This window comes from Candidatus Nitrosotalea sinensis (assembly GCF_900143675.1).
Classification (GTDB): Archaea; Thermoproteota; Nitrososphaeria; order Nitrososphaerales; family Nitrosopumilaceae; genus Nitrosotalea; species Nitrosotalea sinensis.
Map to the genome: position 1 here is coordinate 98,897 of NZ_FRFC01000001.1, position 13,887 is coordinate 112,783.

A 13,887-nucleotide genomic window follows, 5' to 3' on the forward strand; every position below is an offset into this window, starting at 1 on the left:
GCAAATTTGCAGATACGATATAGAAAAATAAAAAATTACTCTTTACTGTCAAGTGGTTTTGGAGATTCAGATTCTGCGGGTGGCGGTGTAGGAATCTTCTTTGCTTCATTCAATCCATGCCTGTAGAGATGGAACATGCCAGCAAAGACCATCAGAATTAAACCTGTTAGAAATAGTGCAAAGTTCTTCATGCCACTTAATGCCGCATTATATGCAGCAATGTTCAGATACACTTGAAATGCCAATAGGCCTACAATAAGCCAGTTTATCCATTTGCCAGATAGATTAATTGGTGATGATCTATGTGGAGCCTTGGAAGCTGCTAGCTTTGCCTTTCTTTCAGATTCTTTTGCAAGCAGTATCATCATGTAAGAGAATCCAAAGCCAATTGGAACCAGCAACAACATTACCAAGTAGAAAAAGATCGGATCGATTACAAGTCTTGCAACAAGTGGTTTTGTAGTATCAGGTGTGATATAGAATCCCCAATAGGTAGTTACCATAACTTGTGCTATACCTGTAATTCCAAATGCTGTAACTATTGGCCTGTCCTTCCATGAGAATTTTTTGTATCTATCAATGAACGGGGTCATAGCTATGGCTACAATGAACACACCTGGCCACAGCACACCCGTTACAAACTTGTCATATTGAGTTCTAAGGAATGCATAGATTCCAGTAAGATACCATTCAGGTACCGTGATACCAGGAGGTACCGTAGGTTCAAACTTGGAACCCAGATCTACTGGGAAGACTCCTCCTGTTAGGAATATTGCTCCTGCTATTGCCATCACCATAGGAACATCAAATACAAGGAATCTCGGCATGTGTACTGCCATCAATCCAAGCATCACTATAGGTAATAGGAATACGTGCATTGTATAGAACCTGAGAATAAAGTCGGCAAATCCAGAACCGAACATGGCGTCCCTTATGGTTGGCCCTACAACTGGCATCGAGTTTGTAAGAGATGCCGCTATACTGATTGCAAGTTCTGCTCTTTCACTAAATATAATATCATATCCAGTAAATGCTTCCAAGATTGTTACAGTACCAAGTACTACACCGGTAACCCAGATTATTTCATTTCGTATCTTGTATCTTCCACTGAAATATTGGTAATACATGTGAAGTACTGCAAGAAGCACCATTGCATTTGAAGCATGATAGTGAATATTACGTATCATAAAGCCATATGGTACAGTATCATTAATTTTGGCAACACTGTCCCACGCCCTATCCAATATAGGTTGATAATAGAACATCAACAATGCGCCAGATATTCCGAGAATCACAAATATTACAAATGTCAGCATTCCCAAGAATCCAAATGGACTTACAAATCTGGCTGGAAACGAGAATTTTGTACCAATGAATACAGTTCTTTCAAGTCCGTCCCAAATCCAGTAGAAGAAATCTACTAGACCGTTTCTACGTTTTAAGGAAACGACCATATCCCACTACACCGTTTTCGTTAACATTCCATACAGCTGGTTTAATCCATAAATTACCATCATTATCAGCTTCAAGATAGAGAGTTGCCAATACATTTGAAGGAGCAGCTTGGAGAGAAGCAGGACCTGCAAATGCTTTGCCATTTAACGGATTATACATACTTCCATGACATGGACATTCGCCTCTTTTTCTACCTTCCTGCGGCCAGTACTTCCATAAACACCACAAGTGCAGACAAACCATACTATACACCCTAAAGGCACTCACATCATCCTTGTCTCCACCGAGTTCTTCGGGAAGTCGTATAAATTGCCATTTCTTGAATGCTTCTTGATCTAATACAGAATCTCCTGTTTTTGGATAAGTGATAACCTCAGAATGATTTTTTGGAAAAGTTTTGACATTTGCTTGTGTTCCATCAGGTAGTATAACTTGGGCCTTCTCTAGAGAAGCATTGGATGGATTTGGCATGTATTTTCCCCATGGAACAAAAGGTGTAAAAGTTAAAGCAACTCCTGCAGCGCCAAGTAATTTGAGAAAATCACGACGTGATAGGGCATCCTTGGCAGAATCTTGCTCAGACATCCAAAGCTCCGTTCTTGAAAATTTGCATATAAACCTTGTCTAGCTTTTTTTCGAAATTCGTAGCTTTTTCCAGAGAATAGTGATTGCTACAGTGGCAACTGCAATCCCAACCAGTATCTCGATCAAGGTTGTCAGACTTTGATCGCTTTTAACAGTGTTAGATACGTTACTCGAGTTATCTACGGTTAACATTATATTTTCAATCCCAGTATTTCCAGCCCTATCCTTTGCAGTAATACCTATCGTATAATTCCCATTAGCAATAGAAGTGGTATTGAAATCAATATTTTTCATATCAGTAAAGACATGGTTTGGAGTACGCACAACTAGCCAGTTTTTTTGATCTGGGTTTAGTTCATTGACATCTAAATCGATATGAACCATGCCTGAAACTAGAGAATTATTTTGAGGGGATTTGATCAGTATTTGCGGCGGAGTATTATCAATAACAAATTTGAATTCTTTTGATATTTGATGTCCAACAGTATCAGATATTACAAATTTGATGTCATGTTCTCCCTCAGGCAAATTTTTAATATCTTTCATTAGGTTTGATTTGCTTATCATTTGTGGATCTTTGTTATCAAGAAAATATTTCTGATCCTGTACACTTTGTCCCGATATTATTGGGTTGAGAGTATAGTTATTGTTAATAAAAAGCGGAATATTCAGAGTTAATTCTGGTGGAGATTCTATTGGAAATAGAGAAGAAAATTTTGCAGTAATGGTTACAGGTTCTGCAATTGATTTTCCTCCAAACAGAGGTGTGTGAATCAATACAGAATATACTCCCGTTTGGTTTATGGATGCAAATATTGCAGTGGATGTGTCATCTTTATTTTTTATAGGATAAAATCCTCCACCTTCGCTAAATGGTGTGCTGGGGCCAAGCCAGTCGCCAGTTGGCCATCCTTGAAATTGTCCAAGTACTCCAGGTGGAGTATTTGTTTGAATTATTTTTCCTTGTGGATCTATTACAAATACTGACAAATTGGTATTTGGATCTTCCCAAGACAGGGTCATTGCAAGTGAATTAATTGTTTTGTCGGTAACATCAAAATAATATTGACGCCAATCACCTGCATTATACCTATTTGACATGTCAAATCCTCCACCAACATATCCGTTACCGTATAGTGCATTACCTTCTTGGCCCGATATAACAGTGGGAAGATCTTTTGGTTGCAGTTTCTTTAATACACCGTATGAGACCGGGACATGCACTTTGTTTGACTTGTCATAAAAGTTGATGAATGCTTGATAGACTCCAGGTATTGCGTCTGATGGAACAAGTAGTGTGGCAGTTACTTTTGTTGTCTGATGTGCCTTTACCTGAATATTTGTAGAATCTAACCAGACTCCTTGCCATGGCACTTGCTTGTAATAACTTGCAGTCAAAGTATAGTTTGAAGATGTAGAGTTTTTCTTTGTGTCCCCTGTCCAATATGAGTATCGAGTAGGAACTGGGTACACCCCTATGAGAGGAGTATGTTTTATTTGTACGGAAGGATTTGTGACTCGAAGTTCCTGTACTGTTCCCCATGAACCACCTCTGTTAATCAGGGACAAATCTCTTGAAACAGGGGTGGAGTTTGTATTTTTCTTGTCCCAGTCATACAGATACAGTGACGATATCTTCATGTCATCAGCATATGTTTTGGCAGATGAATTCATGAAATCTGAGAATGGAAGTGCCAAATTTAGAATCATTAATGAGGCATCATTTGGAATAGGATTTGTTTTCTCAAAGAAATCTCCAAGTCCAGTATAATTTTTAATTTCGTGCAACAGGACATAGTCTGGTCTATAAACTCCTGTTTTTGATATCAGAGGATCTTGCAGCCTTACCTGCGTAGTTCCGTTATAGACATCTGCTTTTATCAGTGCCAGATTCTCCGGTTTAATACTAATCTCAAGTGTATGATTAGTTGGATTTACAATTGTAAAAGTAGCAGAAGTTCTGTCCCCAGGATTTAGTCTTCCTGCAAACCAAGACGTTTCAGGAATAGTAGTATCAGCAAGTCGTATTTTATTCAAGCCTACAGAGGAAGAATTTACAGATTGCAAAGCTGAATCCAAAACTTTCTTTGTGTTAGCATATGAGGCATCATTTGTAACTTCAAAGGTGTCATTATTTCCTAACACAAAATCAACAGCTCTTGTAACATTTACCAATCCAGATCCTTGAGAAAACGGATCATTTCCAAGATCAGTGGCAGTGGACATTAGAATATTTTTAACAGTAAAAGAATTGTACGGTATATGTTTGTCGCGGAGGCTTTCCATCAATATTGCGGCAGAACCTGCAACAAGCGGCGCTGCTAGACTTGTTCCGCCAAACAGTCCATACTCCCCAGTATTGTTTTTAGCGGTTCTAGTTATGGATGTTGGAATATAGCTATATTCACCAACTGCCATCACATCTGGTTTGGGGTCTCCTACAATAGATGGACCTTTACTTGAGAATCCAGATATTTCTCCATAATGAGACGTGCTGTTGCCAAATCTAGGTTGATTCTTAAATGGACCATAGCCTACAAAGACATTATCGGTAACAGCACCTACAGTGATTCCAAATGACGCAGCATCAGGAGTTCCTATTGTTCCATAACCAGGTCCTGCATTACCTGCACTATTTACTACTAGCACTCCAGGATAATTCACATCAAGGGAATGAGGAACGCATAATGCATCAAGCAATAGAGATTGCACATCAAGTCCAGGAGCAGATTGGAGTGCAGGAAAAGTAGAGATTCCCCAACTATTTGACAGTATATCCACTCTAGTATTTCCGGTGTATTTCCATTGATTTTGTTCTTGATCAAATCCTGCGGCCCACAACCATCCATAAATTGCATCACCAAGCCATAGCGCTTTTATTGGAACTATTTTTGCACCAGGTGCAACTCCACGTATATTGTATTTTGTAGAGTTTGCATATACATCATAACTTTGTTTTCCTCCAGATGTTATTGAACCGGCAGTTCCGGTACCGTGACCGCCAAAATCATACATTATTCCAAAAAAGTTTCCATGTGGATCAAGAGGAGGTAAAAGTGTACCACGTATGGCACCAAGTTTTTTATCCATTACAGAAGAATTTGTTATCACACCATAGACATCAAGTACACGAGCACCTACTGTTCCTGCATCATAATCATAACGTCCATCATGATTTGAATCATAGACAAGAATTTCATGACCGCCTCCCAGTGTTATTGGAGTTTCATCAGTAAAATCAAAATCATATTTTGGGACGATGTTGGTGTCAAATTTGTTATAGTCTTTCCAAGAATCAGACATGTCTGCAATTATAGTATCATATAATCCAGGAATCATAGAGTCAACAACCAAGACTGGAACTAATTGAAGCCTGAAAAACTGCCCCTGGGATACACTCTCATATGCCATTCCAAAGTGATACACACCACTCTTTGAAACAATAAAGTGCCTAGAGTCTTTACCAATTTTGTAATCACTTGATGCAGTACCGTTTAGAACAGGAACTCCCCCCTTTGGGTATAATGAATTGTATACCTGAATGTATGTCCCCTTGTCTTTTTTATGCATGCTAAGAAACACGCCATTAGATGTAACATAAACAAACGAAGTTACATTTTTTGGAATGGTTTTGGTATAGTTTTGTATTATTCCCTTGCTGTTGATATTTGCAACAAAAGTAGCGTTTGTCAATACCAAGCCTTGGCCATCAGCATCTATCATGACAGGTACATTGTCTTTATCTCTAGCCAGAGAGCTCTGAACATCAGGATTTGAAAAATCAGTTCCGGTATCTACAATTCCAATTCTTATTCCATTTCCAGTATACCCATATTTGGAGACAACCTTGTCTGAGCCAAGAATTGTGTCTATTCTAGATGCGTCTGCAACAGGAGTATCAGGTTTTACAGAATCAAACTCTAGAGGTAGATCTTCAATTACATTGTATCCATTTAGTTTAAGATTAGAGACTTGGGATTGATTGAAAAAACCAATGACATAAGAACCGGAATTATAATTTACATCATAAATTACGTTACTTGCCTGTGAAACAATATTTTTAGCAGGCCCGTGACCAAAAATAATGTATCTTTTTATAATTTCCTGAGAGGATGCAGGCTGAAAGGTTATGAGATCAGATTTTTGTTCAGTTTGTACAGGATAATTGTTTTGAACTGGATTATTACTTTGTAAGAGATCCGTATCATATGATCCTATAGCTGTTTTTGGAAAAAGAGAAAATAACAATATGCAAACCAGTAAAATCCCTGTTTTTGAGACAGAGATGCTTTTCATCATGTGAACTATCGTCGCCTAGCAAGTATTGTTATTTGCAGAGCAATAATTATTGCTATCAAAGCTACAACTGGAAGAAACAAGGAGTTTAGTTGAGTAGATGCATCATCAATATTTTTAACAGATTCAGACATTGTACTCACACTCTTGTTTAGGTTTTGGTTTGCTTGTGCGATTGACTGTTGACTAGAATCCAGTACATTTCCAAATCCTTGAATTTCAGATTTTAACTTGTCTAGTTCTTGAGAGGTGGAATCCAGAACTGCATTTAGTTTTAGAATTTGGTTAGAGATGCCCTCTATGCTTTGTTTGAGAACAAGAGTTGCAACAGATCCATTTGCTATAGTGCCCTGGCTATTGGCTGTTATGTGAAATACGTATGTGCCTTCCTGTGTAGGAGTAAAATCTACATAGAACAGCCCTTGATGCAGAGTCTTTATAGAATCAGACAGACTAACTACGCTTCCATCAGGCATGTGAACATGTGATGAACTAAGTAGTGTGGCCGGACTTCCTGCCACAAGCAGTCCATCACTTGTAACTTGGATGAATACTCTAAAAGTTTGATTGATTGCGGCAGTTTGCGGTGCAAATACAGATACAAGCACAATTCTTTGTAGAGGGACTTGGACTAGAGATGAGTTTGATGAAAATTTAACATCAATTTTTTTTGATATTCCCTGCTCTTTTGTGGCAATTGCTTCGACAGAATACGTACCATAAGAATATGTGCTGGTGGCATTTGGCCATTTGATTAGAATATGACTGAAAGCGCCAGTCTCATCTGCATTTATTTGGTTAAACTGGGCAATAGTCCCATCTGGTGCAAACAATCGTATTATAATTGGCTCATTTGGTAAACCTTGGCCGTACACAAGGAGAGGTTGTCCTTTAGAATACACTTCCCTGTCTGTAGATAGTTGTAATGCAAATGCCTCATCTAAAAAAGCACTTGCAGAGACTAGAAGCAGCAATCCAAATACAAGTAATTTCAATCTAAAGATAATTTTGCCATCCCATAGATATTGGTTCTGTTAGTTTGCGTGTATGTTATTCTTTATTCGCTAGCGTATCGCTCGGGATTCATGGAATTTATTGCAACCATTGAGAAATTTGATTGTTCATTTTTCAGTATTGTCAATGATGCATTTCTTATTATCATTTCATACAATAATTCAGGTTTTGGTTGGAGAATTGTAGATATCATAGATTTTATCGGATCCATGTGGGTGACAAACAGAATAGTTTCGTTTTCATGTTTTTGTGAATATTGTGAGACTGCATCCAGGACTCTTTGTTTTACATTTGCAAATGTTTCAATTCCATTTGTTTCAACTATTGGATGACCTTGATAGAATTTAAGAAATACATTTCCATGTTTTGCAAACATTTCGTCATAATGCATTCCTGAAAATGAACCCATATCTATTTCAGTTAGTCTTTGGTCTATGGTGCAATCAAGACCTACCTTGTTTGCAACTATTTTTGCAGTCTGTTCTGCTCGTTCAATTGGACTGGAATATATTTTTGATATGTTAAGCGGTCTTAGGAAATTTCCAATGTTTTCAGCTTGTTGTACTCCTACATCGGTAAGAGGAAAACCTTTACTGCGCCCTGCCAGGATTCGTTCAACATTATTTTTGGCTTGGCCGTGTCGTAGGAAAAGAATTAGTGCCAAGAATAATTGCAGTTATTGAATAGAGATAATAATAACATTACCTGTGCCTCATTTCATGAAGATTGGAATTATTGGTGGAACTGGAGGCATGGGCAAGGGATTTGCATTAAGATGGTGCGAGAATCATGACATCTTGATAGGATCAAGAGAATCAAGCAAAGCAGAAGAAGCTGCCAGAGAATATACAAGCCTAGCACAAAAAGAATATTCGACTTTCAAGGGGACAATAACTGGAAAAGATAACATCACAGTTGCAAAGGAAAGCGATGTACTTGTGCTTTCAATTCCATATGAAAATATAGATGCAATATGCTCTCAGCTTTTGCCAAACGTAAAGGACAGCTGTACTGTGATATCACCAATAGTGCCATTAACAAAGACAGATGTCGGTTTTGAGTTTATTTCGTTTAAGGACAAGAAACCATCAGCATTTGAGTTGGTTCATAATCACATGAAGAACAAATCAAGATTGGTTTCGGCATTTCATACAGTTTCAGAGAAAAAGCTGGTAGATCCAAAATTGATACTAGATTCTGACATTTTTGTTTGCGGGGATGCAGAAGATTCCATATCTATAACTCGTCAACTAATAACAGAGATAAGAAATCTAAGGCCGATATTATTAGGACCTGGCTCTCTTTCATATTTGGCAGAAGTTGCAACCCCAATTCTTCTCAATGCAATGATTAAAAACAAGATGAAGAATCCAGGCATAAAGATAATCTAGTTTGTCGTACAATTAGCTAAACATGGGCAAAGTCAGAAGAAAGAACTGGTTTACTGCAATGGGAGTTTTGTTTCTAGTAGTAGGGGCAATTGCAATTATACGAGACCTGTTTATTTGGGGTCCAGAATTTACTGCCGATTTTTTTACCTCTCAGGATATCACCAGTGAGAAGATCTCAGTTGGCATATTTGGAATAGCAGGGTTTCTAATAACACTGGGGTTACGCGGAGAAACTTATGAGGAATAAGTTCCTGAAATCGCAAAAGATTCTAAGACTTGCAACAATTAGCCCATCCGGGAATCCACACATTGTTCCTGTCTGGTACATGTATGCAAGAGGCAGGTTTTACATTGGAACAAATACAAATACGGAAAAGGCAAAAAACATAAAAAAAAATCCTCAAGTGTCATTTTGCATAGATACCGGAATACGATCACCTGACATATTTGGCGTGATGGGAACAGGAAAAGCCAAGATAATAATAAAAAAATCAGAGGTATGCAAAATAGCAGAAAAGATACTTCTTAGATATTTTTCAAGTATGAGAAATCAGTCTGCTCAAAAACTCTTGTCACAGACAGATTGTATTATAGAGATCATGCCAAAAAAAATTACAACGTGGCAATACTAGGTTACAAAATCTTCAATCTGGTCAAGAGCTTGCTGCAGTATTGGAATATCAGGTAGGAAAACCATCCTAAAGTGTCCTGTACCATACTGGGTTCCAAATCCAGACCCGTGAACTGTGAGAATGCCAGTTGCTTTGAGCAACTCGGTTACAAATTCTTTGTCAGAACCATATTTGTTATTTTCAATCTTTGGAAATGCATAAAATGCTCCCTTTGGATTTGAGCAGCTCATGCCGGGAATTTCATTTAATCTCTTGATGGTATAATCACGCCTTTTTTTGAGCTCAGAGACAAATTTTGATATGTAATCTTGTGGGCCTCGAAGTGATTCCAGTGCAGCATACTGAACAGGGAGATTTGTTGCAATACGTACACGCGATAATTTTGGTACATTTTCTCGCAAGAGATCAAGTTTTGGAGATTGGTTAAATGCGATATATCCAATTCTCCATCCTGACATGAGATGGACTTTGGAAAATCCATTTAGTAAAATTACAGGAGAGTCTCTGCTTACTTTGCCTATTCCTGTAAATTTTTCATCAAAGACTATTTGATCGTATATCTCGTCACATATGACATACAAATCATATTCATTGGCAAGATCTATTAGATCTCGAAGTGATTTTTCGCTAAATACAACACCTGTAGGATTATTGGGACTGATAAGACAGATTGCTACAGTTTTTTCAGTAATTTTTGATCGTATGTCATCTAGGTTTGGTGTGGAGTTGTGCAGATCAACTAGAAATTCTATTGGCTTTCCTCCAAATAATCGGACATAGGATGCGTACGGGGGATAATATGGTCCTGGTATCAAGACCTCATCGCCAGGCTCTACAATTGAGGCCATTATCATTTCAAGTCCCTCTGAGACTCCATTTGTTACAAGGATGTCATCTGGGAGCACCTGTAGTCCTTTGGCTTTTTCTTTTTCCGTTATGGCTTGACGCAGTTCTGGCAAGCCTTCTGAGGATGCATAATAATTTTGACCTTCTTTGATTGCCTTTATCATTGCCTCCTTGACGCGGTCAGGGGGCTGGAATCCATATTGTAGTGGATCGCCTATGTTAAGATAGGTAATTTTTTTTCCTTGATTTTGGAGTTTTCGTGCCTCTAATGCAATGTCACGTATTGCATACTCGACCCCTGCAACTCGCTGTGATATCTTCAATTACTAGACAGATATTTAGCCCCGTTAAATTCTTAATTGATCGGACCCGTTGCACAGCCCGGATAGTGCGGATGGCTTCGGACCATCAGGTCGTGGGTTCGAATCCCACCGGGCCCTTGATAATAAATAGATAGTACTTGGACTCTGACAACAGTGATGTTCGGAGTTCCGTTATTTTACATAGGAATATTGCTAGTGATAATTGGATCAATTGGAGCAGCAATCATCTTGTATGACACCACTAGGAACTCGGATAGTTTTGTTCTTGATGATCAGTATACCAAGAGCATATCAGTAAAAGTCAAGGGAAGTGGGATTGGGTTTTACACCATATCTTTGAGCAATTACCAAAATGACATTCTTGCAAAGGTTACTGATTCGCATGGAAACTCACTTGACATACGAAAAATAACAAACAAGGTAACAGTGGATTATTTTCGCTTCAATCATGACGACCAGGTTACATTGGAGTTGACCAACCTCTCAGACAAGCCAGTACAAGTATCAGGTACAATAGGAGACACTCGCGTTAAGGAGGTTACCATTCCTGCAATAATGATGTTTACAGGTGCGTTGATCTTGGTTTTTGAAGGATACAAGAAACTAAAAAACTACATTACAGAGCATCCAGATGAGAACAGGTCATAGACGGGTATGCACAAAATAGTAGCTCCAATCAATAATGACAAGTTAAATGCAATCCAAGTTGCAGAAAATAGGATATTTACAATTGCAAACGGCGCAATTTTACTTGATTTTTCATAGCCAAATTTTGCAAGTGTGAGATATCCTCCAACAGAGGCAAGCAGTAGACCTGATTCAATTGTAAGATGAGAGGATGTTACAAGTCCATCAATGCCGTATTTTTCATGAAAATTATAATCTACATATCCGCCGCCTAGCTGCAACAACGATCCTGCAAGCAGTATCATCATACTTGAGAGCATTTTTTTGTTTTGTAGAGAAAGTAGGACTCCGAATAAAGAAGATAAAACTACAATGCTTACGCTTGTGTATACCGTTACATGCTGAATTGTCCAGAAATTATCTGGAATTCGTAGTGCATGTGATGCAGAATCCCATATTCCTCCTGCAAGTACAGAAAAAGTTCCAAGAACTGCCAGGATTGATGCTAGAAACAAGATATCATGTTTTCGTAAGAGCAGTGATTTTGGTATCATTTTGGATATTACCATGCTTAGAATCTGAGATTTCTTTTACAGGTACAATGTATATACGATGTTGTTGCAAAATTTTTATCATTGGGTTTTGAGGATTTCAAGTATAGAGATTTTGTAGTGATACTATTATACAGGAATGCAGGTTAGGTATTTTATGAGCCCAGGCATTGGATTGATGAAAAGAAGGCTGCCAACAGAGAAAGAGGCAATACCTGTTGCGGTGTCAGGCATTGTGCAAAAGTATGGCGTCAAATCAGAGGAGATAAAGACGCTTGAGACAAAATTTGATTCCGATGGCGGAGATTGGTATGTGGCACTAGGATTTGGCGAGAAGAGGGCCATAGTAAAGATGGATTCGGTACAGGGCACTATAACTGAGATTAACGAGATTTAGGTTATTTTCTAAACTGCACGTTTGATACTTCAGGCTCTTTGATTACAATCAGCCCGCCGTCTCGGAGTTGTTGCACCAGTTGTAGGACTTCTTTTTCCATCTGGTTTCTCTGAAGACCTAGTTGTTTTGAGAACATGTCTACAAGCTCTGTGATTCTTCTTTGTCCATTGCATAGTTTCCAAAATTCCACAATTGCTTGATTTACCATAAACCCTTGTTGTTTTTCATCCATTAGAATCAGGGAACCGTCTTCTTGCTTTACAAGGGATCCTACACCTTGTGGCATTGCAGTTTCGTAATTTATCGGTGCCACTGTTTTGTTTTTACCATAGTTTATCATCTTTTTACCCTCTTCAGACATTTTCTCAGGAGTCCAGGCAGGTTCCCATACAATCTCGACATTAACGCCTGTGACACCTGGGACTTTGGAAGCATATCGTTTTACATCATTTACCAGTGTGTCATGCAATGGACAGCCCCTTGTTGTCATTGTCATTTTGATGTCAACTTTGTTATCATCTTTTATTGTGATTCCGTAAATCAGTCCCATGTCTACTACGCTTATTGGTATCTCTGGGTCCATGCATTGTCGCAATGAATCCAGAATTTGAGTGTCTTTTACAGTAGACATGGATTGGTTTGATTCCATTATGGAATAAATACTTTACAGCTTGGCAAATAATTTTTTTATTGATTCTTCAAACGGAGGCTTGGCAACACCGGCCTCAGTTATGATTCCCGATATCAATTCGGGAGGAGTCATGTCAAAAGCTGGATTTATCACTTTGATATCATCAGGTGCAGTCTTTTTTCCTGCAACTCCTGTAACCTCGGTTGACTTTCTCTGCTCTATTACTACATCCTTGGGAGTACTTTTCATGTCAAATGTGGAAAGAGGTGCTGCAACATAGAATGGTATGCCGTGCTGCTTTGCCATAAGAGCTACTTGGTATGTTCCGATTTTATTGTACACGTGACCTGTTGCAAGTATTCTATCAGCACCTACAATTACTTTGGATACAAGTCCATTTGCCATGGAATAACCTACTGCAGTATCTGGTATGAGGCTGACATCAATCCCGTCATGTTTGAGCTCAAATGCAGTAAGCCTTGATCCTTGCATGACAGGTCGTGTCTCTGTTGCAATTACTTTGATGCTTTTTCCGCTGTCTCTTGTTGCCCGAATCACTCCAAGTGCGGTACCATATGCCACAGTAGCAAGAGCTCCTGCATTGCAGTGGGTCATGATGGTGTCATTGTTGTCAAATAATGTAGAGCCGTTTTTTCCCATGCGCATGTTTATTTGGATATCCTCTTCTGCAGTGATTTTGGCTTCCCTTACAACAGCGTCCCGGATTTCAGATACGGTCTTGGCTGTTCGTGCAACATTCATTATTCTTTCCAGGCCCCATGCTAGATTTATTGCAGTGGGCCTTGTCTCAAAGAGAATTTTTTTTGCTTCCTCCATGTCATGGATTAAAGAGTCTCTGTCAGTTGCTTTGCTTTGTAGTGCGGCAAGGGCAAGGCCAAATGCACCTGAAACGCCTATTGCAGGGGCACCACGCACTATTAGATTTCTTATTGCTTCTGCTACGTCTTTAAAATCAGTATATTTTACATAGACTAGCTCATTTGGCAGCTTGGTTTGATCAATCATTATTACGGAATTATCTTTCCATTCTACGGTTCTAAGGCTTGGATGAATTGCTGAATCCATGTGTATTTGTCAAGTTTTGACTATGCTATATATTATTTCAAATTAAATAACAA

14 protein-coding genes and 1 tRNA gene are annotated in these 13,887 nt (G+C 38.6%); 6 read left to right on the forward strand and 9 right to left on the reverse strand.

Translation table 11 applies throughout. The annotated features are described in order from the left end of the window. Window positions 1-35: 35 nt before the first annotated feature. From NSIN_RS00570 to NSIN_RS00590, 5 genes are all read right to left on the reverse strand, one after another. Entirely contained in the window at window positions 36-1,454 is a 1,419-nt protein-coding gene (locus NSIN_RS00570) for a cytochrome b (RefSeq protein WP_101008874.1), read from the reverse strand. Continuing rightward, window positions 1,432-2,040 (reverse strand): twin-arginine translocation signal domain-containing protein, encoded by a 609-nt coding sequence (locus NSIN_RS00575; RefSeq protein WP_101008875.1) that lies wholly within the window; start codon window positions 2,038-2,040, stop codon window positions 1,432-1,434. Before NSIN_RS00575 ends, NSIN_RS00570 begins: the two co-directional genes overlap by 23 nt. A gap of 39 nt (window positions 2,041-2,079) precedes the next feature. Beyond that, entirely contained in the window at window positions 2,080-6,339 is a 4,260-nt protein-coding gene (locus NSIN_RS00580; RefSeq protein ID WP_101008876.1) for a S8 family serine peptidase, read from the reverse strand. Between the two features lie 5 nt (window positions 6,340-6,344). Continuing rightward, on the reverse strand, window positions 6,345-7,331 hold the full coding sequence (locus NSIN_RS00585) for a methyl-accepting chemotaxis protein (protein WP_245871850.1): 987 nt from the start codon (window positions 7,329-7,331) through the stop codon (window positions 6,345-6,347). Between the two features lie 62 nt (window positions 7,332-7,393). Beyond that, window positions 7,394-8,014, reverse strand: coding sequence for a histidine phosphatase family protein (locus NSIN_RS00590; RefSeq protein ID WP_101008877.1), 621 nt, complete (start codon window positions 8,012-8,014; stop codon window positions 7,394-7,396). A gap of 55 nt (window positions 8,015-8,069) precedes the next feature. Here NSIN_RS00590 and npdG point away from each other — a divergent pair, with 55 nt between their 5' ends. The 3 genes from npdG to NSIN_RS00605 are packed head-to-tail and all read left to right on the forward strand — an operon-like array spanning window position 8,070 to window position 9,373. Then, window positions 8,070-8,741: an NADPH-dependent F420 reductase gene (gene npdG / locus NSIN_RS00595; protein ID WP_101008878.1), complete on the forward strand. Its 672-nt coding sequence runs from the start codon at window positions 8,070-8,072 to the stop codon at window positions 8,739-8,741. Window positions 8,742-8,763: 22 nt separating this feature from the next. Then, window positions 8,764-8,988, forward strand: coding sequence for a hypothetical protein (locus tag NSIN_RS00600; RefSeq protein WP_245871851.1), 225 nt, complete (start codon window positions 8,764-8,766; stop codon window positions 8,986-8,988). Then, window positions 8,978-9,373, forward strand: a complete 396-nt coding sequence (locus NSIN_RS00605) for a pyridoxamine 5'-phosphate oxidase family protein (protein WP_101008879.1) — start codon at window positions 8,978-8,980, stop codon at window positions 9,371-9,373. Before NSIN_RS00600 ends, NSIN_RS00605 begins: the two co-directional genes overlap by 11 nt. Here the strand turns inward: NSIN_RS00605 and NSIN_RS00610 are convergent. Beyond that, window positions 9,370-10,542 (reverse strand): aminotransferase class I/II-fold pyridoxal phosphate-dependent enzyme, encoded by a 1,173-nt coding sequence (locus NSIN_RS00610; protein WP_101008880.1) that lies wholly within the window; start codon window positions 10,540-10,542, stop codon window positions 9,370-9,372. The two genes, NSIN_RS00605 and NSIN_RS00610, sit on opposite strands and share 4 nt — an antisense overlap. Before the next feature lie 42 nt (window positions 10,543-10,584). Here NSIN_RS00610 and NSIN_RS00615 point away from each other — a divergent pair. Both NSIN_RS00615 and NSIN_RS00620 read left to right on the forward strand, forming a co-directional pair. Further along, window positions 10,585-10,659, forward strand: a tRNA-Arg gene (locus NSIN_RS00615). A gap of 36 nt (window positions 10,660-10,695) precedes the next feature. Next, entirely contained in the window at window positions 10,696-11,190 is a 495-nt protein-coding gene (locus NSIN_RS00620) for a hypothetical protein (RefSeq protein WP_101008881.1), read from the forward strand. Here the strand turns inward: NSIN_RS00620 and NSIN_RS00625 are convergent. Continuing rightward, window positions 11,154-11,723 (reverse strand): hypothetical protein, encoded by a 570-nt coding sequence (locus NSIN_RS00625; RefSeq protein WP_133124018.1) that lies wholly within the window; start codon window positions 11,721-11,723, stop codon window positions 11,154-11,156. The genes NSIN_RS00620 and NSIN_RS00625 overlap by 37 nt on opposite strands. A gap of 154 nt (window positions 11,724-11,877) precedes the next feature. On the opposite strand from NSIN_RS00625, the gene NSIN_RS00630 reads away from it, so the two are divergent. Beyond that, the gene (locus NSIN_RS00630) at window positions 11,878-12,117 is read left to right on the forward strand and encodes a hypothetical protein (RefSeq protein WP_101008883.1); all 240 of its coding nucleotides are present in this window, start codon (window positions 11,878-11,880) and stop codon (window positions 12,115-12,117) included. 1 nt (window position 12,118) lies between these two features. Here NSIN_RS00630 and NSIN_RS00635 read toward each other — a convergent pair whose 3' ends face one another. Continuing rightward, window positions 12,119-12,748, reverse strand: coding sequence for a PqqD family peptide modification chaperone (locus NSIN_RS00635; RefSeq protein ID WP_101009008.1), 630 nt, complete (start codon window positions 12,746-12,748; stop codon window positions 12,119-12,121). Window positions 12,749-12,781: 33 nt separating this feature from the next. Continuing rightward, the gene (gene mtnA / locus NSIN_RS00640; RefSeq protein WP_101008884.1) at window positions 12,782-13,834 is read right to left on the reverse strand and encodes an S-methyl-5-thioribose-1-phosphate isomerase; all 1,053 of its coding nucleotides are present in this window, start codon (window positions 13,832-13,834) and stop codon (window positions 12,782-12,784) included. Window positions 13,835-13,887 lie beyond the last annotated feature (53 nt).